The 25,448-nt window shown below is 69.5% G+C and carries 22 protein-coding genes; 10 read left to right on the top strand and 12 right to left on the bottom strand.

What is annotated here, in order from left to right:
* Positions 1 to 9: 9 nt before the first annotated feature.
* The 3 genes from RXV79_RS09125 (at position 10) to RXV79_RS09115 (ending at position 3,731) form a co-directional block, all read left to right on the top strand.
* Entirely contained in the window at positions 10 to 2,076 is a 2,067-nt protein-coding gene (locus RXV79_RS09125; protein ID WP_316703119.1) for a MalT transcriptional regulator family protein, read from the top strand.
* A 90-nt stretch (positions 2,077 to 2,166) separates the two neighbouring features.
* Positions 2,167 to 3,231: a hypothetical protein gene (locus tag RXV79_RS09120; RefSeq protein WP_316703118.1), complete on the top strand. Its 1,065-nt coding sequence runs from the start codon at positions 2,167 to 2,169 to the stop codon at positions 3,229 to 3,231.
* Positions 3,232 to 3,401: 170 nt separating this feature from the next.
* Complete coding sequence (locus RXV79_RS09115; protein ID WP_316703117.1) at positions 3,402 to 3,731, top strand: hypothetical protein; 330 nt, start codon at positions 3,402 to 3,404, stop codon at positions 3,729 to 3,731.
* Positions 3,732 to 3,762: 31 nt separating this feature from the next.
* On the opposite strand, the gene RXV79_RS09110 is transcribed toward RXV79_RS09115, so the two are convergent.
* Complete coding sequence (locus RXV79_RS09110) at positions 3,763 to 4,437, bottom strand: type 1 glutamine amidotransferase domain-containing protein (RefSeq protein ID WP_316703116.1); 675 nt, start codon at positions 4,435 to 4,437, stop codon at positions 3,763 to 3,765.
* Positions 4,438 to 4,570: 133 nt separating this feature from the next.
* Here RXV79_RS09110 and RXV79_RS09105 point away from each other — a divergent pair, with 133 nt between their 5' ends.
* Positions 4,571 to 5,482: a LysR family transcriptional regulator gene (locus tag RXV79_RS09105; protein WP_316703115.1), complete on the top strand. Its 912-nt coding sequence runs from the start codon at positions 4,571 to 4,573 to the stop codon at positions 5,480 to 5,482.
* An 80-nt stretch (positions 5,483 to 5,562) separates the two neighbouring features.
* Positions 5,563 to 6,531: a ProQ/FINO family protein gene (locus tag RXV79_RS09100; protein ID WP_316703114.1), complete on the top strand. Its 969-nt coding sequence runs from the start codon at positions 5,563 to 5,565 to the stop codon at positions 6,529 to 6,531.
* A gap of 53 nt (positions 6,532 to 6,584) precedes the next feature.
* On the opposite strand, the gene RXV79_RS09095 is transcribed toward RXV79_RS09100, so the two are convergent.
* Genes RXV79_RS09095 through RXV79_RS09050 form a run of 10 tightly spaced genes read right to left on the bottom strand, consistent with a single transcriptional unit; the run spans position 6,585 to position 18,413 of the window.
* Positions 6,585 to 7,358 (bottom strand): SDR family NAD(P)-dependent oxidoreductase, encoded by a 774-nt coding sequence (locus RXV79_RS09095; protein WP_316703113.1) that lies wholly within the window; start codon positions 7,356 to 7,358, stop codon positions 6,585 to 6,587.
* Positions 7,355 to 8,257, bottom strand: a complete 903-nt coding sequence (locus tag RXV79_RS09090; protein WP_316703112.1) for an SDR family NAD(P)-dependent oxidoreductase — start codon at positions 8,255 to 8,257, stop codon at positions 7,355 to 7,357. Before RXV79_RS09090 ends, RXV79_RS09095 begins: the two co-directional genes overlap by 4 nt.
* A gap of 34 nt (positions 8,258 to 8,291) precedes the next feature.
* A complete protein-coding gene (locus RXV79_RS09085; RefSeq protein WP_316703111.1) occupies positions 8,292 to 9,224 on the bottom strand; it encodes a 3,5-dioxohexanoate:acetyl-CoA acetone transferase in 933 nt (310 codons plus the stop codon).
* Positions 9,225 to 9,248: 24 nt separating this feature from the next.
* Positions 9,249 to 9,971 (bottom strand): ABC transporter ATP-binding protein, encoded by a 723-nt coding sequence (locus RXV79_RS09080; protein ID WP_316703110.1) that lies wholly within the window; start codon positions 9,969 to 9,971, stop codon positions 9,249 to 9,251.
* Positions 9,968 to 10,723, bottom strand: coding sequence for an ABC transporter ATP-binding protein (locus tag RXV79_RS09075; RefSeq protein ID WP_316703109.1), 756 nt, complete (start codon positions 10,721 to 10,723; stop codon positions 9,968 to 9,970). The genes RXV79_RS09080 and RXV79_RS09075 overlap by 4 nt, the downstream gene beginning before the upstream one ends.
* Positions 10,720 to 11,991 (bottom strand): branched-chain amino acid ABC transporter permease, encoded by a 1,272-nt coding sequence (locus RXV79_RS09070; protein WP_316703108.1) that lies wholly within the window; start codon positions 11,989 to 11,991, stop codon positions 10,720 to 10,722. The genes RXV79_RS09075 and RXV79_RS09070 overlap by 4 nt, the downstream gene beginning before the upstream one ends.
* Complete coding sequence (locus RXV79_RS09065) at positions 11,988 to 12,929, bottom strand: branched-chain amino acid ABC transporter permease (RefSeq protein WP_316703107.1); 942 nt, start codon at positions 12,927 to 12,929, stop codon at positions 11,988 to 11,990. Before RXV79_RS09065 ends, RXV79_RS09070 begins: the two co-directional genes overlap by 4 nt.
* Positions 12,929 to 14,185, bottom strand: a complete 1,257-nt coding sequence (locus tag RXV79_RS09060) for a branched-chain amino acid ABC transporter substrate-binding protein (RefSeq protein ID WP_316703106.1) — start codon at positions 14,183 to 14,185, stop codon at positions 12,929 to 12,931. Before RXV79_RS09060 ends, RXV79_RS09065 begins: the two co-directional genes overlap by 1 nt.
* Before the next feature lie 46 nt (positions 14,186 to 14,231).
* Positions 14,232 to 15,020, bottom strand: coding sequence for an SDR family oxidoreductase (locus RXV79_RS09055; RefSeq protein WP_316703105.1), 789 nt, complete (start codon positions 15,018 to 15,020; stop codon positions 14,232 to 14,234).
* An 18-nt stretch (positions 15,021 to 15,038) separates the two neighbouring features.
* Positions 15,039 to 18,413: a tannase/feruloyl esterase family alpha/beta hydrolase gene (locus tag RXV79_RS09050; RefSeq protein WP_316703104.1), complete on the bottom strand. Its 3,375-nt coding sequence runs from the start codon at positions 18,411 to 18,413 to the stop codon at positions 15,039 to 15,041.
* Between the two features lie 252 nt (positions 18,414 to 18,665).
* On the opposite strand from RXV79_RS09050, the gene RXV79_RS09045 reads away from it, so the two are divergent.
* Positions 18,666 to 20,630 carry a helix-turn-helix domain-containing protein gene (locus RXV79_RS09045; protein ID WP_316703103.1) on the top strand — a complete coding sequence of 655 codons (1,965 nt, stop codon included), beginning with the start codon at positions 18,666 to 18,668 and terminating at the stop codon, positions 20,628 to 20,630.
* Positions 20,631 to 20,768: 138 nt separating this feature from the next.
* Here the strand turns inward: RXV79_RS09045 and RXV79_RS09040 are convergent, their stop codons facing one another.
* On the bottom strand, positions 20,769 to 21,056 hold the full coding sequence (locus RXV79_RS09040) for a DUF1330 domain-containing protein (protein WP_316703102.1): 288 nt from the start codon (positions 21,054 to 21,056) through the stop codon (positions 20,769 to 20,771).
* A 102-nt stretch (positions 21,057 to 21,158) separates the two neighbouring features.
* Between RXV79_RS09040 and RXV79_RS09035 the strand changes: the two genes are divergently transcribed.
* From RXV79_RS09035 to RXV79_RS09020, 4 genes are all read left to right on the top strand, one after another.
* Positions 21,159 to 22,007 (top strand): LysR family transcriptional regulator, encoded by an 849-nt coding sequence (locus tag RXV79_RS09035; RefSeq protein ID WP_316703101.1) that lies wholly within the window; start codon positions 21,159 to 21,161, stop codon positions 22,005 to 22,007.
* Between the two features lie 194 nt (positions 22,008 to 22,201).
* Positions 22,202 to 22,651 carry a DUF2141 domain-containing protein gene (locus RXV79_RS09030; RefSeq protein ID WP_316703100.1) on the top strand — a complete coding sequence of 150 codons (450 nt, stop codon included), beginning with the start codon at positions 22,202 to 22,204 and terminating at the stop codon, positions 22,649 to 22,651.
* A 15-nt stretch (positions 22,652 to 22,666) separates the two neighbouring features.
* Positions 22,667 to 24,175 carry a carotenoid oxygenase family protein gene (locus tag RXV79_RS09025; RefSeq protein ID WP_316703099.1) on the top strand — a complete coding sequence of 503 codons (1,509 nt, stop codon included), beginning with the start codon at positions 22,667 to 22,669 and terminating at the stop codon, positions 24,173 to 24,175.
* 113 nt (positions 24,176 to 24,288) lie between these two features.
* Positions 24,289 to 25,362, top strand: coding sequence for an alpha/beta fold hydrolase (locus RXV79_RS09020; RefSeq protein ID WP_316703098.1), 1,074 nt, complete (start codon positions 24,289 to 24,291; stop codon positions 25,360 to 25,362).
* The last annotated feature ends 86 nt before the right edge of the window (positions 25,363 to 25,448 follow it).

The raw sequence follows: 25,448 nt of genomic DNA, 5'->3' as shown, positions 1-25,448 counted from the left end.
CCCGCCACCATGGATCGCCTCGCAGACCGCATGCGAGCGCGCCTCGCCTGGACCTTCGTGGGCCGGGAACCCGAGCTGGCGCTGCTCGCCGAATCGCTTGCCGCGGAGACGCCGTCCGTCCAGGTCTTTCTTGTCCACGGGCCGGGCGGCATCGGCAAGACCGGTCTGCTGGAGCGCGCGCGCCTGCTCGCCGCGTCGCACGGCATCGACTCGGTCCGCATCGATGCGCGCGATGTGGAGGCGTCCGTGCCGGGCCTTGCTCGCGCGCTGGCGGGCGCCTTCGCCGCACCCGACCACGACGGCGACCTCGCTGCCACGCTGGCTGCATGCGGCAACTCGCCACCTCGCCTGATCGTCATCGACACCTTCGAGCGCGTGGCACACCTCGTGGGCTGGCTGCGTGAGAGCTTTCTTGCCGAGCTGCCCGCGAAGACGCGCGTGCTGATCGGGACACGCACACCGCCCGACGCGGTGTGGCGCACCGATCCTCTCTGGCGTGAAGCCTCTCGCGTGCTGGGGCTGCGAAATCTCGATGTCGACGAGTGCGCGCACTATCTCCGCGCCCGCGGCATTCCCGTCGAGCATCACGACGCGATCGTGAAGCTGACGCACGGTCATCCGCTGGCCATGACGCTGGTGGTCGACGTGGTGCAAGCGTCGGGCGAGGTGCCGCACAAGCTTGCGCGTGACGTGGTCCGGCAGCTCGCCGAGCGGTTCACCGCGCAGGCTCCGAGCGACCTGCATCGACGGGCACTCGAAACCTGTGCGCATGCACGGCTGACCACGGAGCCACTGCTCGCCGACGCAGTGGATGCCACCCGCGCCCATGAGCTGTTCGACTGGCTCGCCTCGCAGAGCGTGATCGAGAGCGCCCCGGGCGGGCTCTTCCCTCACGACCTCGTGCGCGACGCGATCGACGAGGAGCTGCAATGGCGCAACCGGGAACGCCACCGCGACGTGCACGTGGCCGTGCGGGATCACCTCCTGCGCAAGGCGAAAGACCCGACGCAGGCTGCCGGCGCGACGTTTGACGTCCTCTTCCTCCACCGCCATGCGCAGGCGATGCAGCCGTTCGTCGACTTCCGCGCGCTGGGCAGCGTCTACTTCGAGCGTGGCGGGCCGGGTGACATGCCCTTGCTTCTCGAGCTGGCGCGCGCCGAGCTGCCTGCCGCGCAGCAGGCCGACGTGGCGCGCTGGTGCACGCATCGCGCCTGCAGCGTCTGGGTCGTGCGACAACGCCCTGGCCAGATGGCGGCGGCAACGCTGTCGATCGACCTTGCGGCCCTGAGCGACGACGAGCGCGAAAGCGATCCGGTCATGGCGGCCGTGTGGCGCAACCTGCAAGGCGCCGCTGCGCCCCGGGCCGGCGACCGCCAGCTCCTCGCACGGTGGAACATCGTCTCCGGTGGCCTGCTGCAGCCATCGGGCGCGATGAATGCGCTGCAGATGTCGCAGTTTCATCAGTGGCTGACGCTCCCGAATCTCGGCGCCTTCGTGATCTGCACCGAGCACCCAGACCACTGGGCGCCCATGATGATGCACATCGGGTTCGCTCGCATGAGCGGCTGCGATCAGGTGATCGACGGCATACCGCTCGGCTGCTACTGGCACGACTGGCGTTCGTCACCGATGTCGAGGTGGCTGGAGGTGATGGTCGATCGCGAGCTGGGACGAGAAGCGCCGATGGAAGAACCGTTCGCCGCGCCCGCCGTGGCCCGGCTCGCACGAACCGAGTTCGACCGGGCGGTGCGAGACGGGCTGCGCACCTTCAACGACCGCACGGCGCTGGTGGCCAACCCGCTGACGGCCTCCGCGGTGGTCACCACCAGTCGGCGCGATTCGGAAGATGCAGTCGAGGCCCTGCGCCGACTGCTCACCGAAACCGCGGAGGGATTGAACGCCAAGCCACGTGACGGCAAGTTCTGGCGCGCGCTCGAGCTGACCTACCTTCGCCCGGCCGGCTCGCAGGAACTCGCCGCCGAGCGCCTGGGCCTGCCGTTCGGAACCTACCGCTACCAGCTCGCCACGGGCATCGAGCGGGTCGTGCAGGCCCTGTGGGAGCGGGAAACGGCCTGAGCCTTCGGCAGCGAGTTCGACATCGAATTCGGCTGGTAATTCGGCGGTGGTCGCGCCGATCCTTGGGCATCACCTCACCCGGAGATGCCCATGAACTCATCCGCCGCCGTTGCGACCGCAGGCCGCCGCACCCTCGAGTGGGGCGCCAGCCCTGCCAGCTCGTTGCCAGCACGCGTCCTGCAAGCAGCGCTTGCCGTGGCCGCTGCCGCCCTGTCTGCCTGTGTGTCGCCAGGCGCTGCCGGCACGGCGCCATCTGCCGAGGCACCGCCGGCCAAACGCGCCTCGACCTCGCGGACGCTCCCCGCGCAGGCGGCGAGCCAGCTCATGTGGTCGGCGTTGAGCCAGGGTGACTACGCGTCCATCGACCGCGTGCTGGTGGCACTGCATGGTGCGTACCTCGGCGACCCGGGCGATGCGACGACCGCGGCGCACATCGGCATGACGCAGTTGTGGCGTGTGTCCGAGTCAACGCGCCAGGGCAGGCCCGACCCGTCGACGCTGGCGAGCATGGCGAATGCGCGGCGCTTTCTGGAAGAGAGCGTCGCGCTCGACGGCACGGACGCACGCCGCCAGGGCTTCCGCGCCAGTGCGCGCCTGGCCGAGGGCGCGATGCACCGTGACGCCAGCCTGCAACGGCTGGGTGCCGCCGACCTGCAGGACGCCTTGCAGGCGTGGCCGCAGTTCAACCTGTTCGTGCTGGCCCGCAATCTCGGCGGCGCTCCCGCAGGATCGAAGACGCTGCAGCAAGCCATCGACGCGATGTGGCAGGCGCAAGACCTGTGCATCGGAGGCAAGCTCTCGAGAAGCGACCCCGACATGAAGCCCTACATGCGCCTGGAAACCCGCGAGGGCGTGAACCGGGTGTGCTGGAACTCGGCGATCGCGCCGCACAACTTCGAAGGCTTCTTCCTTGAATGGGGCGACCTGCTCGTGAAGTCCGGTGACGTGGCGCTGGCACGAAGGATCTACGCCAACGCGAAGCATTCCCCGGCCTACGGCACCTGGCCTCACCGCGCGCTGCTCGAAGCGCGCATTCGTGACGCGGACGCCAACGTGGCGCGCTTCGCCGCGCCGCCCGATGCAGCGGCCCACGTGCCGATCGGGCGCGCCTCTCCGATCGCCTGCGTCAGCTGCCACCAGAGCGAGACACCATGAAGCCATTTGCTCGCCCGAAGCGTCCCCTCGCCGGGGTCTTGACCGTGTTGCTGACGGCACTCGCCACCACCGTGGGTGGGTGCGGCGGGTCGTCCGACGACACGAGCGCAGTTCCGCCGGTGCCCCCCCAGCCGCAGCCTGGCGGCGGCAACTGCGACCCCGCCGTGCGCATGAACATGAACATCACGGGCCGGGTGCTCGACCCCCGGGGGCAACCGCACGTGGGTCATGTCGTGCTCCGCGACCGGGCGCCTCAGTCGGGGTCCATCTTCGCCGAGGCCTCCGCCAACGATGCCGGGTTCTTCTTGCTCGGCGTGCGCGGCATCGTCACGTCTGCGGGCTGCTCGAAGTCGTACGTGATCGAGGTCGACTCCCGGGCGGCCTCAGGCGCAGATCTCTACGGAGAGCTCGACGTGACATCGCTCTTTCCCGCGGGCGGAACCGGCTTCGCCGAAGAGGACATCACGGCAACCCCAGTGATCCTCGCCGAGGTCGAGTAGTTCGTGCCGCGCGGCGGGCCGATCGTCGCCTTCAGCGCGCCGCCAGCGCCTTCAGCATTTCCTCTGCCACCAGGTGCGATGACTGCGGGTTCTGGCCCGTGATCAGTTGGCCGTCGCGGATGGCGAACGGCTGCCAGTTGCCGGTGCCTTCGAAGCGGCCGCCCAGTTCGCGCAGGCGCGTCTCGAGCATGAACGGGACGACCTTCTCCAGACCGACGGCCACTTCCTCCGCATCGGTGAAGCCGTTGACGCGCAGGTCCTTGACGATGGATTGCCCATCGGGTCGTCGGGCCGTCACCAGGCCGGCCGCCCCGTGGCAGACCGAGGCGATCAGCTTCTTGGCCGCGAAGGCGCGTTCGACGGCGCGGGTCACACCGGCGTCGACCGGCAGGTCCCACATCGTGCCGTGGCCCCCGGGGAAGAAGACGGCGTCGAACTGCGCACCGTCGAACTCCGAGGCCTTGGGTGTCGCGGCGATGCGCGCCTGCAAGGCCGCATCGGCGAGAAAGCGCTCGACCACCGGGTCGTTCTGGCCGGCCGGCTTGATGCTGCCCGGGTCGATGGGCGTGGGGCCTCCCGCCGGGGAGGCCAGCGTCACCTCGACGCCGGCATCGGCGAGCGCGTAGTACGGCACCGCCAGCTCCTCGGCCCACAGGCCGGTGGGCTTGCCGGTGTCGCCCATGCGGGCGTTGGAGGTGACGATCATCAGGATGCGCGAGTCATGGGGTTTCCTTCTGTGTGGCCGCGCCAGGGGGGAGCGCGATGGAAGGGACTGTATTGATTCGCCGGTGCCTCATAAACTGGCCCCATGGAACTACGTTCATTACCTGGCTGAACAAATGACGCGCACCTTCGACCCCGTGCAGTTGGGCAGCATCGAGCTGTTCTGCAAGGCGGCGGAGCTCGGCAGCTTCACCGGCGCTGCCGAAGCGCTGGGCCTGACGCCGGCCTCGGTGAGCCGCTCCATCGCGCGGCTCGAGGCGCGGCTGGGCGTGCGCCTCTTCAACCGCACCACCCGCCTCGTGCGTCTCACCGCCAGCGGCGAGCTCTACCACGCACAGTGCCAGCAAGCGCTCGAGCAGATCGCCGAAGCCGAGCGTGCGATCACCGGGCAGCAAGCCCGGCCCAAAGGCCTGGTGCGCGTGAGCGTGGGCACGGTGTACGGCCACCACCGCGTGGTGCCGATGCTGCCAGGCTTCATGGCCGCCTACCCGGGCGTGGAGGTCGAACTCAACGTGTCCAACCGCAACGTCGATTTCGTCGAGGATGGCTACGACCTGGCCATCCGCCTGGGTGAGCCACGCGACTCGCGGCTGGTCTCGCGCAAGCTCGAGGAGGCCACGGTGGGCATCTTCGGATCACCCGCCTACCTGCGGCGCCGCGGCAAGCCGAAGAGTCTCGAAGACCTGCGGCAGCACGACCTGATCCAGTTCGTGCTGCCCAGTACCGGCCGGACGATGCCCTGGATCCTGCGATCGCCCGATGGCGAAGACATCGACTTCAGCTTCAAGAGTCGCCAGCGCGTGCACGAGGACGTGCTGGCCGGCGTCGGCTGGGCCGTCGCTGGCGGCGGGCTGTTCCAGATCTACCACTTCGTGGTGCGCGAGGCGGTGAAGGCGGGCCAGCTCGTCGAAGTGATGCAGGGCCACGGCGGCCGGTCGAGGCCATTCCATGTGCTGTATCCGCAAAACCGGCACCTGTCGGCGCGGGTGCGGGCATTCGTGCAGTACCTGGCCGACGCCGTCTCGTAGTCCCTTCGCTCAGTCCACCCGCAAGGGCCGAGAATGCGAGGTTGCTACACAGCCCCCCGCAACCGCCCTGCTTCGTTCCGATGACTGACATCCCCGAAATTCCCGAGACTGCTCCGGCCCCGACGGCCCATGCGACGCCGGCCACGCCGACCGAGGCGGCGCCCGCTGCGCCCGAGGCTCCTGTCGCGCCTGTGTCTCGGCCCGAACCCAACGTGGCCGAGACCGCGCGCCTGCTGGCCCAGCACTTTCCGGCGCTGTTCGGAGCGGGCGTGATCAAGCCGATCAAGCTTCGCATCCAGGCCGACATCCATGAGCGGGCGCCCGGAGTCTTCACCAAGAAGGCCCTCTCGATCTTCCTGCAGCGCCACACCACCGGGACTGCCTACCTGCGGGCCCTGGTGGCAGAGGGAGCAACACGCACGGACCTCGATGGCCAGCCGGCCGGCGACATCGCGGCCGAGCACCGCGACGCTGCAGGCGTGGAACTCGAGCGGCGCCGGGCCATCGTCGAAGCAAAGAAACAAGCAGGGCGCGAAGCAGCCCGCGCTTCGCGGCGCGACGCCCGACCGCCGCTGCCTTCCCAGCAGGCCGAGGTGTCGCAGACCGCTTCGCCAGCAGCCGGCGAGCGCGCTGCCCCTCGGGGCCCGCGCTCGGCACCACCCGGCGCATCCGATCGCGCAGACCGCTCCGCGCGGCCTTCGCAACCCGGCCAGGCGCCACGGCGCCCCCGACCGCCCCAAGCCGCCGCACGACGAGGGCCCGGCCGGCCCGGCGATGCGGAGTCGGGTGCGCCACAGCGCCCGCACAAGCCTCGGCCCGATCAGCGACCCGCTCCTGCGCATGAACGAGATTCCTCAGCCGCGCCGGCGCTGCCGCTGGACCCCGAGCAGGCGGCCGAGGCCGCGGCTCGCCACCAGCGTGCCTTGTTGCTGCGCAGCTTTGAGCAGAGCCCCTTGTCGAAGGCGAACTTTGCAGCCTTGAAGGGGCTGCGCGAGGAAGCCCTGGACGAGCTTCTGACCCTGGCGAAGAAGGAGCGCGGCTCGCGCTGAGGGCTGCGGCGGGGTGCGTTCGACGCACCTCTGGCCCGCCGGCACGGCGCGCATCAATACATGCGCGTCGCGCCTCCGCCGTCGACGGCGAGCACGGCGCCGTTCACGTAGCTCGCCGCCTCCGAGCACAGCCAGACAATGGCGTTGGCCGGCTCCTCCGCGCGGCCAAGCCGGTTCATGCCGCTGTGGCGCGCGGTCAGCGCCCGGTAGCGCTCGGCGGCACCCGGGCGCTCGGGGTCGACCATCTCGGAGCGCGTGAAACCCGGTGCGATCGCGTTGATGCGCAGGCCCATCTGGCCGTAGTCGGACGCGGCCGATTGGGTGAGGCCGACGACGCCGAACTTGCTGGTCGAGTACGACGCGTGGCCGATGTCGCTCGGCTTGAGCCCGTAGATCGACGCCACGTTGACGATGGCGCCGCCGCCGCTGGCGAGCAGGGCCGGGATCTCGTGCTTCATGCACAGCCACACGCCCTTCAGGTTCACGCCCATGACCTCGTCCCACTGGGCTTCGGTGACGTCGGCGATGGGCGTGAAGCGCGGGCCGGCGATGCCGGCGTTGTTGACGGCGCAGTCGAGGCGGCCGAAGCGTTCGAGCGTGGCCGCCACCATGCGCTCGGCGTCACCGGCGCGGCTCACGTCGGCCTGCACGAAGAGCGCCTCGCCGCCCGCGGCCTCGATGCGCTGCACGACGCGCGTGCCCTGGTCGACGCGCCGGGCCACCACGACGACCTTGGCGCCTTCCTGCGCGAAGTGCAGCGCAGTGGCCTCGCCGAGGCCCGAGCTGGCGCCCGTCACCAGCGCGACCTTGCCGGTGAGCGTCGTCACGCCGGTTCTCCCTCTACCGCGTCGGCTTTGGCGAGTTCGAGCTTGTACTGCTCCCAGCCCGAGGCGGGCACGGTCTCGCCGTGGCGGTCCTGCAGCAGCGCGAGCTGCGCACACAGCCGATCGCCGGCATGGGCGTCGTCGCCGATGTAGACGCCGCGCGTCATCGTGATGTGCGCAGACTCGAAGCTTCCCGCCCCGGCCAGCAGGATCATGCGCGTGGGGGCGTTCTCGTCGACCAGCGGGATCAGCCCCGGGCTCACGCTCTCCGGCGTGAGGCGTGCGAGTGCCTCGGGCGGCAGCACGCCAGCGGTCATCGCCGTGGCGGCACTCGGCGCAAGGCAGTTGACGCGCACGTTGTACTTCGCGCCTTCGAGCGCGAGCGTCTGCATCAGCCCGACCAACGCCATCTTCGCCGCGCCGTAGTTGGCCTGGCCGAAGTTGCCGTACAGGCCACTCGACGAGGTCGTCATCACGATGCGGCCGTAGGCCTGCGCCTGCATGCGCGCCCACACGGCGCGGGTGCAGTGCACCGCACCCATCACGTGCACGTCGAGCACGCGGCGGAAGTCGTCGAGCGACATCTTGGCGAAGCTCCTGTCGCGCAGGATGCCGGCGTTGTTGACCAGGATGTCGATGCGGCCCCATGCCGCGACCGCCTGCGCCGCCATCGCCTCCATCTCGTCGTCGCGCGTCACGTCGCCCAGGCACACCAGCGCCTCGCCGCCATGGCCACGGATCTCGTCGGCCACGCGGTGCGCCGCCGCGCCCGCGTCGGCGCCGGCCAGGTCGTTCACCACCACGCGTGCGCCGTGGCGCGCCAGCTCCAGCGCGTGCGTGCGGCCCAGGCCGCCACCGGCACCCGTCACGATGGCCACCCGGCCCTTCAATCGCTTCGTCATCGTTTCCTCTTTCGTCGTTGTCAGTTCGTCGTGGTCAGAACGCCACCGCCTCGCGGCCCTTCAGGCCCAGCATCTCGCGCGCTTCATCCGGCGTCGCCACTTCCAGCGACAGCTCTTCCAGGATGCGGCGGATCTTGCGCACCTGCTCGGCGCACGAACGCGCGAGCTGCCCGCGGCCCAGGTAGAGGCTGTCTTCGAGGCCGACGCGCACGTTGCCGCCCATCACCGCCGCCATCGTGAGCAGCGGCATCTGGTGGCGCCCGGCGCCGAGCACCGAGAAGCGGTAGCCGTCGCGGCCGAACAGGCGGTCGGCGGTGCTGCGCATCGTGACCAGGTTCTCCGGGTCGGGCCCGAGGCCGCCGAGGATGCCGAAGATGTTCTGGATGAAGAGCGGCCCGCGCACCAGGCCTTCGTCGACGAAGTGCGCCAGGTTGTAGAGGTGGCCGACGTCGTAGCACTCGAACTCGAAGCGCGTGCCGCACTCGTCGCCGAGCACGCGCAGGATGTGCTTGATGTCGCGGAAGGTGTTGCGGAAGATCAGGTCTTCCATGCCCTCGACGTAGGGCTGCTCCCAGGCGTGCTGCCACTCGGAGATCTTGCGCGCCACGGGGTGGATGGAGAAGTTCATCGAGCCCATGTTGAGCGAGCACATCTCGGGCTGCGCGCGCAACGGGTAGGCGAGCCGCTCGTCGAGCGTCATGCGCGTGCTGCCGCCGGTGGTGATGTTGATCACCGCATCGGTGGCGGCCTTGATGCGCGGCACGAACTGGTCGAACACCGCCGGGTCGGGCGTGGGCCGGCCGTCGCTCGGGTCGCGTGCGTGAAGGTGCAGGATGGCGGCGCCGGCCTGGGCGGCCTCGATGGCCTGCTCGGCGATCTGGTCGGGGGTGAGCGGCAGGTAGGGCGACATCGTCGGCGTGTGCACCGAGCCGGTGACGGCGCAGCTGATGATGACCTTGTCGGACATGAGAGGGTTCCTGTGGTGTGGGGATCAGACCGCGAGCCACTGCTGCAGCAGCGCGTCGTCGGCCTCCAGTTGCTGCGGGCTGCCTTCGAAGACGATGCGGCCGTGCCCCATCACGCACACGCGTGAGGAGACCTTGAGCGCGATGGCGAGCTTCTGCTCGACCAGCAGCACCGAGACGCCGCGGCGCTGCATGTCGCGGATGCATTCGCCGACCTGCGCCACGATCTTGGGCGCCAGCCCCTCGGTGGGCTCGTCGATGAGGATGGCCAGCGGGTTGCCCAGCAGCGAGCGGCAGATGGTCAGCATCTGCTGCTCGCCGCCCGAGAGGCTGCCGGCCTTGGTGCGGCGGCGCTCCTTGAGGCGCGGGAAGTAGTCGAACATCTGCTCGATGCTCCAGCGCTGCGCGCCCTCGACCGGCGGCTGCTCGCCCATGCGCAGGTTCTCGTCGACCGTGAGGTTGGCGAAGACCTCGCGCTCCTCGGGCACGTAGGCGAGGCCTGCGCGGCAGATGGTGTTCGGCTTGGCGCCCGCGAGCGCGCGCGTGCCGAGCTGCACCCGGCCTGCGCTCGGCGGCACGAGGCCCATCATGGCCTTGAGCGTGGTGGAGCGGCCCGAGCCGTTGCGGCCGAGCAGGCTCACCACCTCGCCGCGCCGCACGTTGAGCGTCACGCCGCGCAGCACGTGGCTCTTGCCGTAGTGGGCGTGCAGGTCGTCGACCTGGAGCAGCACGTCGTCGGCCGCGTTCATGCCGCCACCTCCTCGCCCAGGTAGGCCTCGCGCACACCGGCATGGGCGCGGATCTCGTCGGGCGTGCCGGTGGCGATGAGCTCGCCGTACACCAGCACGCTGACGCGCTCGCCGAGGTCGAAGACCACGCTCATGTCGTGCTCGACGATCAGCAGCGCCCGCCCCGCCGTGGTCTCGCGGATGAGCTCGGCGGTGTAGGCGGTCTCCTCGCTCGACATGCCGGCCATGGGCTCGTCGAGCAGCACCACCTGCGGGTCGCAGGCGAGCGTCATCGCGAGCTCGAGCGAGCGTTGCGCCGAATAGGTCATCTCGCCGGCCAGCGACGTCGCATACGCCTGCAGGCGCACACGTTCGAGCAGGCGCTCGGTGTCTTCGCGCACCGCCGTCGCGCGGTCGAGCACGCGCCAGAAGGCGTACTGCAGGTGGTGGCGGCGCAGCACCGCGAGGCGGATGTTCTCGAACACGGTGAGCTTGGGGAAGATGTTGGTGATCTGGAACGAGCGCGCGAGCCCCGCACGGGCGATGCGCTGCGGCGACCAGCCGTCGATGCGCTGGCCACCGAAGACGATCTCGCCGGCGCTCGGTGCGGTGTTGCCCGAGATCAGGTGGAAGAGCGTGGACTTGCCGGCGCCGTTCGGGCCGATCAGCGCGTGGCGTTCGCCGGCCCGCAGGTCGAGGTCGACGCCGCGGATGATCTCGCTCGCGCCGTACGACTTGCGCACGCCGCGCAGGCTCAGGACGATGTCGCTCATGTCAACGCCTCCTGCCGGTCGACGGCGGCTGCGGCCTCGGGCGGCTGCACGGGAGGCGCCACCAGGGCACGGCGCGCCGCCCAGCCCAGGAGGCCGGCCACGGCCAGCGGCGCGGGCACGAGCCAGGTCGCGACCGACCCGGGCGCCCAGCTTCGACCGAAGAGCGCGATGGGCGGCCAGCTTCCGCCCATCGCGGCGAGCGCGCGGTAGTCGTGCGAGCACAGGCGCTGCAGCATCTCAACGACGAAGACCACGCCCGCCGCCGCGCACAGCGTCGCCACCACGGCAAGGGCAGAGACCGACACCGCGAGGCGCCAACCACGCCGTGCCTTCAAGCGCGCCGCGGCGCCGAACAGGCCGGTCAGGCCCACCGGCACGAACATCATCACCAGCACGAAGAGCATGCCCTGGTAGAGCAGCCAGGAACGCGTCGCGTCCGAGACCGCGTAGCCGAAGAAGGTCATCAGCGCCGCGCCCAGCGCCGGGCCGAGGAAGCTGCCGACGCCGCCGATGTAGCTGTTGAGCACCACCGCGGCCGAGACGCTGGCATCGAAGACGACGTAGTTGGCGGCCTCGTTGTTGATCGCCTGCAGGCCACCGGCGATGCCGGCGAACATCGACGAGACCACGAAGGCCGACAGCCCCACGCCGTGGGCGTCGTAGCCGAGGAACTTGAGGCGGTGGCCGTTCTCGCGCAGCGCGAGCGTGAGGCGCCCGAGCGGCGTGCGGCCATGGAAATGCAGCAGCGCGAGCGACAGCAGCACCCAGGCGAGCGTGAGGTAGTAGACCTCCACCGTCGAGCCGAAGGTGAGTCCCCAGGCCGGCATGCGCATCGCCGAAATGCCCGACTCGCCGCCGAACCAGCCCTTGAGCTGCGGCGCAAGCGAATGCAACAGCTCGGCCACGGCCAGCGTGATCATCGCGAAGGTGGTGCCGCTGCGCTTCGTCGCGAACCAGCCGGCGACGAAGCCCACCACCAGGCCCGCCAAGGCGCCCACCAGCGGCAGCAGCGGCGTGGGCAGCAGCCCGTTGCCGCCGAGCGCCTTCATCGCATGCACGGTGGCGAACGCGCCAACGCCGAAGTAGGCGGCGTGCCCGAACGACAGCAGGCCCGCACGGCCTGCGAGCAGGCTGTAGGCGCAGGCGAACAGCGCGGCGATCAGCATCTGGATCGAGGCATTCAGCAGCCCCGCACTCAGGAGCGCGGGCAGCGCAGCGAGCAGCGCCACGCCGCCGCCCAGCAGCAGGAGCGTCCACGAACGGCTCATGCCTCCTCCCCCATCAGGCCGCGAGGCCGCACCAGCAGCACGAAGAGCATCAGCGCAAACGGGATCGTTGCCGCCAGGCTCGACACCTTCAGCGTCAGCAGCCCGCCGATGCCTTCAGCCCATGAACGTGCACCCAGGAACGCGAGCAGGTCGGCGATGCTGCGGTCCACGCCCACCGCCAGCGAGGTGATGACGCCGATCAGCAGCGACGCCAGCATCGCGCCGCCCAGCGAGCCCAGCCCGCCGACGACCACGATCACGAACACCATCACGCCGACTTCGAGCGCCATGTTGGGGTTGGTGGTGTAGAAGGCGCCCGCGACGGCTCCTGCGAGCCCCGCGAGCGCCGCCCCCACGCCGAACACCCCCATGAAGACGAGCTGCACGTTGTGGCCGAGCGCCTCGGCCATGCGTGGGCGGTAGATGGCGGCACGCACCACGATGCCGACCCGCGTGCGCGTCAAGAGCGCCCAGAGCGCGGCAAACATCGCGATCGCCACCCCGCCCATCAGCAGCCGGTACATGGGGTACTGCTGGCTGCCGAGCGAGAAGGCCGCGAAGTCGAGCGAGGCCGGCACCCGGTAGTCGACCGGGTGGTTGCCGAACAGCAGCTTGATCGTCTCGGCGATGATGAACGACAGCCCGAAGGTGAGCAGCAGTTCGTGCGCGTGGCCGTGGTGGTGCACGCGCCGCAGGAACCAGCGCTCGACGCCCACGCCCACTGCGCCGGCCAGCAGCGCCGCGAGCACGACCGCGGGGCCGAAGCCGACGATGCCCTGCAGCGTGTACGCGAAGTACGCCCCGAGCATGTAGAACGACGCGTGCGCGAAGTTCAGCACGCCCATCATGCCGAAGACCAGCGTCAGCCCGGCCGACACCATGAACAGCAGCAGGCCGTGGATGACGCCGTTGAGCAGCGCAAAAACGATCGTGTCCATCAGTCGGGTCGCTGCATCTTGCAGTTGGCTTGCACCGGCCCCGCCGCCTCTTCCGCCGTGAACACCTTGACCGGCTTGAAGCCCATGTCGGTGCCGTCGGCCTTGTACTTGGCGTCCTTGCTCACCATCGAGACGACGAACGGCATCAGCACCTGGTGGTCGGCCGCGCGCATGCTCACCTCGCCCATGGGCGTGCGGATGCGCGTGGCCTCCAGCGTCTTGGCGAAGGCGTTGACGTTGAGCGCATCGCCTTGCGGCTTGGTCGCCTTGAGCGCTGCGGCCACCATCTCCAGGCCGAAGGCGGCCTGCGGCTCGACGAAGGTCGGCACATGCCCGGTCTTGGCCTTGAAGTCGTCGACGAAACGCGTGCTCTCAGCGCCGCCCGCCTCGGGGTTGAAGGCATGGGCGATGAAGTGGCCGAGCGCGGTGTCGCCGGCGTTGGCGACGTTGCCCGGCTGGTCGAGGAAGACCGTGCCGAAGCGTGCCTTCAGGCCCGCGGCCTTGGAGGCCTTCATCAGCAGCAAGAGGTCGTTCGACCAGTTGCCCGTGATCACGGTCTCGGCGCCGCTCGCCACGATCTTCGAGACGTAGGGCGAGAAGTCCTGGATCTTGTTGGTGTCGTGCAGCGTCTTCTCGACCACCTGGTAGCCGCCGGCGGCCGCGTTGTCGCCGATGGCTCGCTCCATGTCCTGGCCCCAGGAGTAGTTCTGGTTGATCGCGTAGACCTTGCTGCCGAGCGTGCCGGCCTGCTTCATGCCGGCCACGAGCGCCTTGGTGCGCACCTGCGCATTGCCGGTGAAGCGGAAGTGGTGGAAGTTGCACTTTTCGCCGGTCAGCTCCATCGCTTCGGCGCCCACGTTGACGTAGACGATCTCCTTGCCGGGGTTGCGCAGGTTGTGCTTGCGCACGTCTTCGGTGATCTGGCCGCCGATGGCCGACGAGGCGCCTTGCACGACGATCTGCACGCCGTCGGCAATGGCAGCCTTGAGCTTGTCGGACGCGCCCGCCGGGCCGCCCTGGTTGTCGTACTCGATCAGTTGCACCGGCTGCCCGTTCCAGCCGCCGGCGGCATTCATCTTGTCGATGGCGTACTTCACGCCCGAACGGAACGACTGGCCCGTCGAGGCCTGCGGGCCCGAGAGGGTTTCGAGCAGGCCGATCTTCACCGGCGCGGCCTGGGCGAGGCCGCTCAGGGTGGTCAGCGTCGCCAGCACGGGCAGCGCGCGGCGCGCCGTGGTGCAGAGGGAATCACGCATGTTTGTCTCCTTGGTTTGTGGAATCGATGTCAGAGGTCAGACGCCGTCAGAGGTACTCGAGGTTGCCGTCCACGCTGATCGCCTGGCCGGTCAGGTTGCGGGCCGCGGGTGAGCAGAGGAACAGCGCCAGGGCCGCCACGTCGTCGGCCGTCACCATGCGGCGCAACGAGATCTTGTTGAGGTACTGCTCGCGCATCGCGTCGACGCTCACGCCGGTGGCGGCAGCACGCGCTGCGATCACCCCACGCATGCGATCGCCTTCCACCGTGCCGGGCAGGATCGCGTTGACACGAATGCCCTGCGGCCCCAACTCGATGGCCAGCGACTTGGTCATGCCCACGATCGCCCACTTGCTCGACGCGTAGGGCGTGCGGTAGGCGTAGCCCAGGCGCCCCGCCACCGAGCCCATCGCGATCAGGCTCGGCACTTCCGAGCGCTTGAGCAGCGGCACCGCGCGGCGGGCGAAGTAGTACTGGCTGTTGAGGTTGACGGCGATCGTGCGTTCCCACTCGCCCGCGTCGATGCCCTCGATCGGGCCCGTGGGGCCGGCGATGCCGGCGTTGTTGACCAGCACGTCCAGCCCGCCGAGCGTGCCCTGCACGTCGTCGAAGACGAGGTCGACATCGGTGGCGACGGACGCATCGGCCATGCTGCCGGTGATGCCGGGTGCGGCGACCACGAGGCGGTCGAGCGCCGCACGGTCGATGTCGCACACATGCACCTGCGAGCCGGCATCGTGGAAGGCGCGTGCGATCGACGCGCCGATCCCGCTCGCCCCCGCGGTGACGAGGACGCGCAGGCCGGCACACGGCCGCAGTGATTCAACGATCGACATGGACCAGTTCCTTGGGGCTCAGGGCTGCACGGAGATGGCCTTGGCCGTGGCCGTGGCATCGAAGCGCAGCGATGCCGGCCAGACCGGCCAGGTGACGCCGAGTGCGGCGTTGTTCGGGTCGCCGTTGCGAGCGAAGGCGCCGATGCTGCGCATCATGGCGTCCGACAGCGCAAGGCGGCCCGGGCGGTTGGCGGTGGTGTACGAGATGCCGGCGTAGAGCGACGGCCCGAAGTTGCCGAACGCGAACGGCAGGTCGAACGCGTGCGCCGCGCCGAAGATGTCGTTGAACGGCGTGGGCAGTTCGTCCCAGTCGAAGCGGTAGTGCCAGATGTTGCTCTGCTGCGTCTGCAGCGCGGCGATCATGCTGTCGCGGCTGTTGAGGAAGAAGATGCGGTTGAGCTGCTCGGTGCGCGCGTTCCAGCCCGTCGTCGGCGTGGTGACCGGCAGGTACGACGCCGGGATCCACTGCTCCAGCGTCGTCTGCGGCGCAGCGTTGGGCTGGTAGCCGTAGGCGATCGAGAACACCGTCGCGTCGTTGATGAGGCGCCCCACCGCACCGCCCACGAGCGGCAGCAAGGTGGGGAAGAGCTTGCCCTCGTCGCGCGTGTTGCCCATGAGCACCGGGCCCCTCGCGTACTGGCCGGCACGGATGGCGGCGATCGGGTTCAGCGGCACGACGTTGCCGTCGCCGATGGGGCCGGAGCCGCCGGCGCCGATGGGGGCGAGCTGGGTCACGACCGTCTGCCAGATGGTGTCGGCGCTCTTGGCCCGCACATAGGTGGCGATCTGCTCGGCGGTCTGGCCCGCGATGTAGGCCGAGGCCGACGGGATGTCGGTCGCGAGGCCATCGGCGATCACGAGGCGGGCGAGGAAGTAGTCGGCCTGGCCGCGGAAGTCAGACGGCGCAGCCATGGTCGCGATGCTGCCGGCCGGCAGCTCGCTCGCCGGCGAGAGCCCGCCGCTGATCGGCAGCCACTTGTGCACGAGCGCCGGGTTGGCGGCCGCGACGAGCGGCGAAGTCATCACCGCGAACACGTTCACCGCGCCGGCCGACTGGCCCATCAGCGTGACGTTGCCGGCGTTGCCGCCGAAGCTCGCGACGTTGCGGTTGACGAACTGCAGCGCCTTGATGATGTCGAGGATGGCGAAGTTGCCGGAGTCGTCGAGCGCGTTGGTGCCGCTCTTGAGCTGCCCGAGGTTGAAGAAGCCGAGCAGGCCGAGCCGGTAGTTCACCGACACCACCACGGCATTGGCCGTGCGTGCGAGGTTGGCGCCGTCGTACATCGGGTCGGCGGTGTAGCCGGTGATGTTGCTGCCGCCGTGCACCCACACGATCACCGGCAAGTTGGTGGCGGCACTCGCCGGGCGCCACACGTTCAGGTAGAGGCAGTCTTCCGAGCCCACGGTCTGGCCGAGCGACGTGCCGATGGTCGCGTCGTATCGGTTGTTGAGGCCCGGCCCGTAGAGCCGCCCGGCGGAGCTGCAGGCGTTGCCGAAGGTCTGGGTGTAGCGCGGCGTGGTCCACGCATCGGCCTCGGCCGGCGCGCGCCAGCGCAGGTCGCCGACGGGCGCCTTGGCGTAGGGGATGCCCTTCCAGGCGTAGGTGCCGCTGGTGGCCGACAGGTCGCTGCCGATCACCGTGCCCAGGGTTGTGCTGCGCTGGGTGGGCGGCACGTCTTCGTAGGGCACGCAGGTGAACGAGGCCGCGGCATTCACGTCACCGCTGCCGTTGTAGCGCGCCCACTTGGGGTACTCGCACAGCGGCCGGGTGCGGGCGATGCTGCCCGAGGCGGTGTCGCCCATCACCTGCAGCGGCGGCACGGTGCCCTGCTCCACCCAGTTCTCGAGCGCGGTGAGCGAGTCCCACGCGACGTTGAACGAGGTGCTCAAGGCGTGGCCGTAGCCCGGCGCTTCGTAATAGCGCACGAACTTGTCGACCTCGGCCGGGCCCATGCGGGCCTGCAGGCGCTGGTAGTACTCCTCGGTGCCGCGCGAGCTGACGAGCACGTCCGACAGGCCGTGCGCGAGCAACAGCTTGCCGCCCTTGGCCGCGAAGGCGTCGAGGTCGACCGGCACGTCGAGCAGGGTCGACAGCTCGCTCAGGCGCGGGCCCCAGGGGCCGGGGTTCTCGGGGTCGAGCGAGAGCGAGTCGTAGCCGAGATCGCGGGTGACGCCGTAGCGGATCATCGCGTCGAGCTGCCGGCTGATGTAGGGCGCCGTGGCCGGCATCGGATGCACCGGCTGCGAGGTGTTGAGGTTGAGGAAGGTGATCGTCGGCTGCAGCGGGCTCGGGTTGCTCGTGATGCCGAGGTCGGCGCCCCACACGTTGTAGCCGGGGTAGCCGGTCTCGCCGCTGGCCAGCGTGAAGTTGAAGCGCGTCGAGGCGTTCATCGCCTTCAGCGTGGCGATCTGCACGTCCGACAGGCAGGTGTCGCCGGTGTCCGCACCGTCGGGGCAGCGCAGCGGTGTGCCGTTGAGCGTGGCGGTCGACGGGTCGAAGACGGCGTTGCAGCGGTTCTGGTTGCTGATGAGGCCGTCGGCCAGGCCATCGAGGCCGTCGCAGGCTTCGAGCGCTGCGTCCTGGATCAGCTTGCGCTTCGGCGTGCTGGGGTAGGCGCCGGGCTGGGCGAGCGCCCGGCTGGCGCGGTGGCCGGCGAGCATGGCCGACATCTGCTTCCACGCCGGGTACCACGCGATGATGCCGGTCCAGTCGTCGGGCCAGCGCGTGGCGACTTCGAGCGCCTCGCGGCCGCCGGTGGAGCCGCCCGCGAAGTACGACTGCTGGATGGTCGACACGCCGTAGCGCGCCCTGATCAGGAAGGCCGACGCATCGCGCGTCTTCTTCAGCGCCTCGCCGGCCCAGTTGCGCAGCATCTCCTCGTTGAGCAGGAAGGTGCCGTCGAGCGAGCCGAGGGCGCCGGCCTGATGGCCGCCATTGCTGGCAAACACGGCATAGCCGCGCCCGATCGGCAGCGCCTGGTTGGGCGAGCCGGCGGGCACGTTGCCGACGACGTTGGGAATGCTGCCGTCGAAGCCGCCGCCGCCGTACATCATGGCCTTGCCGTTCCAGACGGTCGGCAATGCGACGCGGAACTGGATGGCCTGGGCCGCCGAGTCGACCGGTGCGATCTGGCCATTCACGAGGCAGTGCTCGGGCACCGCACTTGCCCCCGTGCCGGAGGCCGCCACCACGGTGGCCGTGGTCACCGTGCCGCCCGTGGTGGGCAGGCCGATGGCGGCGGCGGGGATCGTCATGCCCGCGAGCGCCGTGCACGCCAGCGGCGCGGGCGGCGGCGGGGCCGAGGCGTCGCCGTCTCCACCGCCGCAGGCACTGAGGGCGGTGACGGCAATCGTGGCGAACGCGAGGCGAAGCGCTTGATAGTGGGGTCTCATGGTGTCTCCTGGTCTTGTGTGGCTGGGGCGACCCAGCGGTGCTCTCTTGCGCAGACGCACACACGGTCCACGGGCTGTCGGCACGCGACGCAGTCTCGGCTCGGGGCGTGGCCGGCTCAATGTGTGAGCGACACATACGCAGCCGGTGCGCGATGTGCGCGCGGGCCACCGCGAAAACCCGAAGAAGGTTTTGGCCGTATCGGCGCGCCATGGCGCCATGCCTCTGCTAGCCTCTGCGGCCGAGATCGAACGATGGACGCCGCAGCCCTCACTCCCGAATGTGTCGAGCCGCTCGATGGCCGGCTGGTGCAGCTGCTGCATCAGGATGCATCGGCCGAGGTCTTCGCGCAGGTCCTGGCGCAGACGGAGGCGCTGCCCGAGGGCACGCCGGGCAAGTCGGCCCAGACCGAGCTCGTGCGCATGGCGATGGCGGTGCGCAACCGTCTCGAGCTGCTGCAGCAGCGTGAGCAGGGCATGCTCGCGGTGATCGAGTCGGCACAGGACCTGTCGAGCCGCCTCAACCACACCAGCCTGCTGCGAGCGATCGTCTCGAAGGCGCGCAACCTGCTCGGCTCCGACCTGGCGTGGCTCACGACCCACGACGCCGAACGCGGCGAGTTCCATGTGGTGGTGGCCGAAGGTGCGCTCTCGCGCAGCGTGACCGACATGGCCGCGCGCAGCGACCGCGGGGTGGTGAGCGTCGTGATGAGCACGCGCCTGCCCTTCACCACACCCGACTACCTGCACGACCGGCGCTTCCCGCACGACGGCCGGCTCGACGACACCTTCCGCGACGAAGGCATCACCGCGCTGGTGGGCGTGCCGCTGATCTGGGACGGCGAGGTGATTGGCCTGCTCTTCGTGGCCGACCGCTACCACCGGGTGCACACCGCGCAGAGCATCTCGATCCTGTGCACGCTTGCCACGCATGCCGCCGTCGCGCTGCGCAACGCACGCGACTTCGAGCGCGCGAGCGATGCACTGGCGAAGGCCGATGCCGCACGCGCCGAACTCGAGCGGCACCTGCGCAGCATCCAGGCGGCCGCCGATGCCCACGAGCAGATGACCTCGCTGTTGTCACGCGGGGCCTCGCTCTCCACGTTGTGTGGCGCGGTGGCGCAGCTGCTCGGCGGAAGCCTGCTGGTGCTGGACGAAGCCGCCCAGGTCATCGCCCGAGGCAGTGCCGAGTCGTATGTGGGCGATGCGGCCCAGCGCTACGCGCCGCACGGCGAGCACAGCACCGACGTCGCGCGCGCCTTGCGCCTGAGCCGGCAGACGGGGCGCTCCGTGCAGGCCTACGAGGTGGGCGACGAACGCTGCCGCGTGATGCCCGTGATCGGCGGCGACGACATCCTCGGCTCGGTCGCCCTCTTCCACCGCGGCGAACTCGAAGAGGTCGCCGTGCGCACGCTCGAGCGCAGCTCCAGCGTCATCGGCATCGTGCTGCTGTCGCAGGAGCGCATGGAGGCGAACAAGAGCCGCGCTGTCGCCGCGCTGCTGCGCGCGCTGGTATCACCCCGCCAGGACGAAGCCGCGCTGATGGCCGACCGCGCCGCGCGCCTGGGCGTCGACCTCGCGCAGCCGCTCGCCTTGCTGCTGATCGAGATGGACAGCCCGAGCGCGGGCTACGCGGCGCGCCGCTTCCGCGCCTTCCCGCCGCAGGACGACGTGCTGGTCGACGACATCGACGGCGTGCTCGTGATGCTGTGCACTGCAAGCCGTGCGCCCGAGCTGCGCCTGCTCGCCACCCAATGGGCCCGCAGCGAGATGGCGGCCGTGCACCGCGGCGTGGTGTCACGGCCGATCTCGGCGGTGGCGGAGATCCCGGCGGTGTACGCGACGTTGCGCCGCGCGCTGGGCGTGCTCGGGCGCATGGGCGTGCAGGGCCACGTGATCGGACAGAACGAACTGGCCCTGTACTCGACCCTCTTCGAAACGCACGACCGCGCGAGCCTGCAGACATTTCTCGACGCAACGATCGGCGCCGTGACCTCGCACGACCGCAAGCGCGGCACCGAGCTCGCCGCAACGCTGCTGTGTTACTTCGACTGCAACCAGAACGCCAAGACGACGGCGCAGAAGCTCGGCATCCACGTCAACACGGTGCGCCAGCGCCTGGCGACCCTCGAAGACCTGATCGGCCACTGGGGCAGCGCCACCCGCGCGCTCGAGCTCCACATCGCGCTGCGGCTCTGGGACCTGGGCTCGCCGGCGTGACCGGCCGGGGCGGTGCCCGGTAGTCGGGCGCCCGCTCGCAGTGACCCGGTGGTGGACGGCGGGTTCTGGCCGAGCAGCACGATGCCGGCTGCTCGCCGCTGGCGCCGTGCTCCGCATCCCGAGTCGGCCCGGCTGCATTCAGGCTCCTTCGGCGATCAGGAAGTCGGCTTCGGCGTACTGCTGCCGCAAGGCCCTCGCTGCCCGGTACTCTGGTGAGTCGTAGCAGGCTTGCGCGGTCGCGAAGTCCGCGAATTCGACGACGACGTTGCGCTCGCGGGTGACGCCCTCCATGCCCTTGCATGCCCCGCCCCGAACGAGGAACCGTGCGCCGTATTTCTCGAACGCCGGCTTGGCCGCAGCGAGATACGCCGGATAGTTGTCTGCATCGTGCACGGAGACACGAACGATCCAGTAGCCCTTTGCCATCACTTCTCCTGAAACAAGGAGCACAGCGTAGGCCCGGTCGCCGCCGCCGAATAATGAATAATCTTGTGGCTGTCCATCTTGATTCGAGATAAAGGGGCGAGGATGGAACTGTCAGACCTGCGCATCTTTGTCGCCGTGGTCGATGCGGGCGGCGTGTCCAAAGCGGCCGACCGGCTCCACCGCGTGCAATCCAACGTCACGACGCGCATCAGGCAGCTGGAGGAGAAGCTCGGAGCGCAGCTCTTCACACGGCGCGGCCGCCGCGTGGTCCTGGCCGAGGCCGGGCAAAACCTGCTGCCGTATGCGCGTCGCCTGCTGGCTTTAGCGCAGGAAGCGCGCGAGGCTGCGGCGCCGAATGTTCCCAGCGGGCAGCTTCGTGTCGGTGCGATGGAAAGCACCGCCGCCGCGCGCCTGCCGAAGGCACTGCACCATCTTGCGAGCACCCACCCTCTGCTGAACGTTGCCTTGCGCACGGGCAATCCGGGCGAGCTCGCAGCGGCCGTGCTCGATGGGTCGCTTGACTGCGCGTTCGTCACGGAGCAGCCAGACATGAGGCCGTTCTGCGCGGAGGTGGCATTCTCCGAACCGCTGGTGCTCGTCTCGTCACGCAAGGTGAGGTTGGTCAGAGCCACCGAGGTGGACCTGGTGGTTTTCGAGCAGGGCTGCCCGCATCGGCAACGCCTTGAGCAATTGGCGGCCGAGCGCAGCCTGCGTGTGGGCCAGACGTCGGAGATCGGCTCCTACCACGCGCTGCTGGCATGTGTCTCGGCCGGCATGGGCGTGTCCATCGTTCCCAAGATCGTGCTGGACGTGTTCCCTCACAGGGACTTGCTGTTCGTGCAGCGACTGCCGGGTCGGTATGCGGCGTTCAAGACGTTCCTCGTGTGGCCCAAGGGCACCATGCCCGTGAAGATTGGCGCGCTGCAGACGGCCCTGCGCGAGGCAGCGTAAGCGTCCGGGCTTGGCGCCAAGGTCCTGATCGGGGCCGGCTGCGATTCGCACCAGCAGCGCGCCGCTTCGCGACGTCGTGCTGCATTCCATCTCGTTCGTCTCGCGCCATCCGGCCCTGGCGGCCACAGTTTGCTTCCTCGACGGCATGTCCTTCTTCCGTGGACCCGTCATCCCTCATTCTTTGGAGCAAGCTCGTGTCTGCAATTCAACCTACCTCACGCGCCGCGGCCCGCTGGCTCGCGACCTGCATCCTCGCCACCACCAGCGCGCTGGCGCAAGTGCACGCGGCGGATCTGGCTGTCACTGTCAAGGGCGCGCGCTCGGCGCAAGGCCTCGTGCTGGTAGCCCTGTACGACGGTCCTGAGACGTTCCTCAAGCCTGGCAAGCACGCTGGCGTCCAAATGGCGCCAGCAGATGTCGAAGCCGTGACCGTCGTCTTTCGCAATCTCCCGGCCGGCCGCTATGCGATCACCACCTTCCACGACGAGAACACCAACGGCAAGCTCGACTTCAACCTGACGGGTTCGCCGGTGGAAGCACTCGGCTTCAGCAACGACGCTTTCGGCGTCGCTGCTGCGCCGGCCTTCGACAAGGCCGTCATCGACCTGACGGCCGATGCAGCCATCACCGTCCAGCTGCGCTGAGCCAAGGAGCCCAACATGCAAAGACGCAATCTCCTACGCCTCGCCAGCGCCTACGCGGCCGGCGCGGCCTTCGCGCCGCCCCTCTTTGCCGAGGCCGCCGCCGATCCCTGGATGGCTGACTTCCTGAAAGCCGAAGCCGCGCTGCCCTGGACGCTCGGCTATCGCACCCCCGCCGGGGACTTCGGCGGCGCGTCCGCCCAGGTGACCGGCCGCTTTCCGGCCGCCGTGCAGGGTGTGCTCTTCCGCAATGGCCCGGCCATCCATGACATGGGCGGCCAGCGCTACCAGCACTGGTTCGACGGCGACGGCATGGTTCAGCGCTACGCCATCACGGCAACAGGCGTCGCCCACAGCGGCAAGGTCGTGCGCACGCCGAAGTTCGTGGCGGAAAAGGCGGCTGGCAAGCGGCTGCTGGAGGGCTTTGGTTCCAAGTGGCCGGGCCTGCAGCAGGTGACGGGCCCCGATGCGTTCAACGCAGCCAACACCAGCGTGCTCTCCGTCAACGGTGAACTGCTGGCCCTGTGGGAGGGTGGCTCTGCCTTCGCCATCGATCCGGTGACGCTGGAAACACGCGGCGCCAAGGTGTGGAGCCAGGAGACCCGTGGCGTGCCGTTTTCGGCTCACCCGCGCGTGGACTCCGACGGCACCGTGTGGAACTTCGGTGTCAGCGCCCTCTCGGACATGCTGGTGCTGTACGAGATCGGGCCGGACGCGAAGCTTCGGCGCGCGCAGCCCGTGCGCACGCCCCACACCTCGTACGTGCACGATTTCGCCATCACCGAGCGACACCTGGTGTTCCTGATGCCGCCACTGGTGCTGGAGCGCAGCCGCATGCACGAAGGCCACAGCTTCGTCGACAGCCATCGCTGGCGGCCCGAGCTCGGCATGCGCGTGCTGGTGGTCGACAAGGCGGACCTCTCGCGCCAGCAGTGGCTGGAGCTGCCGGCCGGCTTCATGTTCCACCTGGGCAACGCGTGGGAGGACGCGCAGGGCATCATCCGGGTCGACTACGTGCATGCCGCGACGCCAGGCGTCCTGTACGGCACCGACCGTGCACTGATGCGCGGCCAGATGTCGCCGCGCCCGGAGTACCACATCGCGATCGCCCGGCTCGACCCCGCCCGTGGGAAAGCTTCGCAGGAGTTGTTGAAGGTGCAGGCGGAGTTCCCCCGCATCGATCCACGGCTGACGGGGCGAAGGCACTGCCACCTTCTGCATGCCTCGCAGAGCCAAGCCACCCACCCAGGCTTCAGCGCAGTCGCGCGCACGGCGGTGGAGACTGGCCACACGGACATGTACTCGTACGGCGCGGACCACATGGTGGAGGAGCACCTGTTCATTCCGGAGCCCGGCACCGCGCCTGGCGGGGCGGGCTGGGTGCTGGGCACTGCGCTCGACCTGAAGCAACGCTGCACGGTGCTGGCCTGCTTTCGGGCCGATCACCTGTCCGACGGCCCGGTCGCGCTAGCGAAGCTGCCCTACGCGCTGCCCTTGGGCCTGCACGCGACCTTCACGCAGTCCTGACAGAACGTCGGGTCGGCCTTGCTGTGCCACGGCGATGCCGTCGAATGGCCTGCCTGACCTTGGCCGCTTGGTCGAAGAGTGCAGAATCGTGATTCCACTCCAGCGCTCGATGCATGGCTGCGTTCTCCCAGGACATTCGGTTCGCCAAGGCGTCCGATGCGCCGAGCATCGCGTACGCCGTGTCGGGGCACGGATACCCGCTGGTCCGGGCGGCGACGTGGATGTCCAACGTCGAGCGCGACTGGCGCACCGCGATCCTCGGGCCGACCTTTCACGAACTGAGCAAGCACTGCACGCTCTACCGCTACAACCCGCGCGGGTTCGGCTTGTCCGAGGGCGGAGGCGAGGTGTCGCTCGAGACATTCATCGCCGACCTGGATTCTGTCGTGCGGCATGCGAAGCTGGCGCGGTTCGCCTTGTGGGGCGCCACGTCGGCCGGCTCGCTCACGGCGATCGCCTACGCGGCACGCCATCCGGACCGCGTCAGCCACCTCGTCCTGTCGGCACCCATCGCCCGGGGAACACTCCTTCGCCCGAGCGCCACGCACGCCGAGAAGGAACGATTCAAGGCCTTCGTCAAGCTCGTCGAGCTCGGCTGGGATGCGGAGAGCCCGGCATTCCGGCAGGTCGAGACCACGCAGATGTTTCCCCGCGCCTCCCCGGAGCAGATCGCCGAGTTGAACGAGCTGTTCCGCGTCGCCGCCCCCGCGCCGCTGGCGGCCCGCACCGTGATGGCGACGGGTGAGTCTGACGTGTCCGCCCTGCTGCCGCGTGTCACCTGCCCGGCGCTGGTGCTCCACGTGCGGGGCGCGGCCTTGGCGCCGGTTGAAGAAGCGCGCTTCGTCGCCTCTTCCCTCCCCCAGGCACGATTCGTCCAGCTCGAGGCCGGCAACTACATGCCGATCGAGGGCGAGCCTGCATTCACCCAGATGATCGAAGAGTTCAGGAGCTTCCTGCCGAAACACCAGGGCCCATCGGACCGGGAAGCGCTGGCCTGCCTGACACGACGAGAACGCGAAGTCCTGGATCTCGTCGCACGCGGACTCGACAACACGGGCATCGCAGGCCAGCTGGCGATCTCGGAGAAGACCGTGCGCAACACCGTGTCGCACATCTTCGACAAGCTCTCTGTCCGCAGCCGGGCGCAGGCTGTGGTGGTCGCTCGCAAGGCCGGGCTCGGCGACTGAGCGACTGAGCGTGTGAGAGGAAGCGGGACACCGGTCCCGGATTTCCGCGCGGCCGCGACGAACGCCGCAACGCCGCGGGACGCCAG

Source organism: Piscinibacter gummiphilus (genome assembly GCF_032681285.1).
Classification (GTDB): domain Bacteria; phylum Pseudomonadota; class Gammaproteobacteria; order Burkholderiales; family Burkholderiaceae_C; genus Rhizobacter; species Rhizobacter gummiphilus_A.
This window is presented reverse-complemented; position numbering and strand designations above follow the sequence as displayed.

Bases quoted from the DNA above. Each gene is read 5' to 3' on its own strand.
- RXV79_RS09125 (WP_316703119.1), top strand. From the start codon at position 10: ATGGATCGCCTCGCAGACCGCATGCGAGCGCGCCTCGCCTGGACCTTC.
- RXV79_RS09120 (WP_316703118.1), top strand. From the start codon at position 2,167: ATGAACTCATCCGCCGCCGTTGCGACCGCAGGCCGCCGCACCCTCGAG.
- RXV79_RS09115 (WP_316703117.1), top strand. From the start codon at position 3,402: ATGAACATGAACATCACGGGCCGGGTGCTCGACCCCCGGGGGCAACCG.
- RXV79_RS09110 (WP_316703116.1), bottom strand. From the start codon at position 4,437: ATGATCGTCACCTCCAACGCCCGCATGGGCGACACCGGCAAGCCCACC.
- RXV79_RS09105 (WP_316703115.1), top strand. From the start codon at position 4,571: ATGACGCGCACCTTCGACCCCGTGCAGTTGGGCAGCATCGAGCTGTTC.
- RXV79_RS09100 (WP_316703114.1), top strand. From the start codon at position 5,563: ATGACTGACATCCCCGAAATTCCCGAGACTGCTCCGGCCCCGACGGCC.
- RXV79_RS09090 (WP_316703112.1), bottom strand. From the start codon at position 8,257: ATGACGAAGCGATTGAAGGGCCGGGTGGCCATCGTGACGGGTGCCGGT.
- RXV79_RS09085 (WP_316703111.1), bottom strand. From the start codon at position 9,224: ATGTCCGACAAGGTCATCATCAGCTGCGCCGTCACCGGCTCGGTGCAC.
- RXV79_RS09080 (WP_316703110.1), bottom strand. From the start codon at position 9,971: ATGAACGCGGCCGACGACGTGCTGCTCCAGGTCGACGACCTGCACGCC.
- RXV79_RS09075 (WP_316703109.1), bottom strand. From the start codon at position 10,723: ATGAGCGACATCGTCCTGAGCCTGCGCGGCGTGCGCAAGTCGTACGGC.
- RXV79_RS09070 (WP_316703108.1), bottom strand. From the start codon at position 11,991: ATGAGCCGTTCGTGGACGCTCCTGCTGCTGGGCGGCGGCGTGGCGCTG.
- RXV79_RS09065 (WP_316703107.1), bottom strand. From the start codon at position 12,929: ATGGACACGATCGTTTTTGCGCTGCTCAACGGCGTCATCCACGGCCTG.
- RXV79_RS09060 (WP_316703106.1), bottom strand. From the start codon at position 14,185: ATGCGTGATTCCCTCTGCACCACGGCGCGCCGCGCGCTGCCCGTGCTG.
- RXV79_RS09055 (WP_316703105.1), bottom strand. From the start codon at position 15,020: ATGTCGATCGTTGAATCACTGCGGCCGTGTGCCGGCCTGCGCGTCCTC.
- RXV79_RS09050 (WP_316703104.1), bottom strand. From the start codon at position 18,413: ATGAGACCCCACTATCAAGCGCTTCGCCTCGCGTTCGCCACGATTGCC.
- RXV79_RS09045 (WP_316703103.1), top strand. From the start codon at position 18,666: ATGGACGCCGCAGCCCTCACTCCCGAATGTGTCGAGCCGCTCGATGGC.
- RXV79_RS09040 (WP_316703102.1), bottom strand. From the start codon at position 21,056: ATGGCAAAGGGCTACTGGATCGTTCGTGTCTCCGTGCACGATGCAGAC.
- RXV79_RS09035 (WP_316703101.1), top strand. From the start codon at position 21,159: ATGGAACTGTCAGACCTGCGCATCTTTGTCGCCGTGGTCGATGCGGGC.
- RXV79_RS09025 (WP_316703099.1), top strand. From the start codon at position 22,667: ATGCAAAGACGCAATCTCCTACGCCTCGCCAGCGCCTACGCGGCCGGC.
- RXV79_RS09020 (WP_316703098.1), top strand. From the start codon at position 24,289: ATGGCTGCGTTCTCCCAGGACATTCGGTTCGCCAAGGCGTCCGATGCG.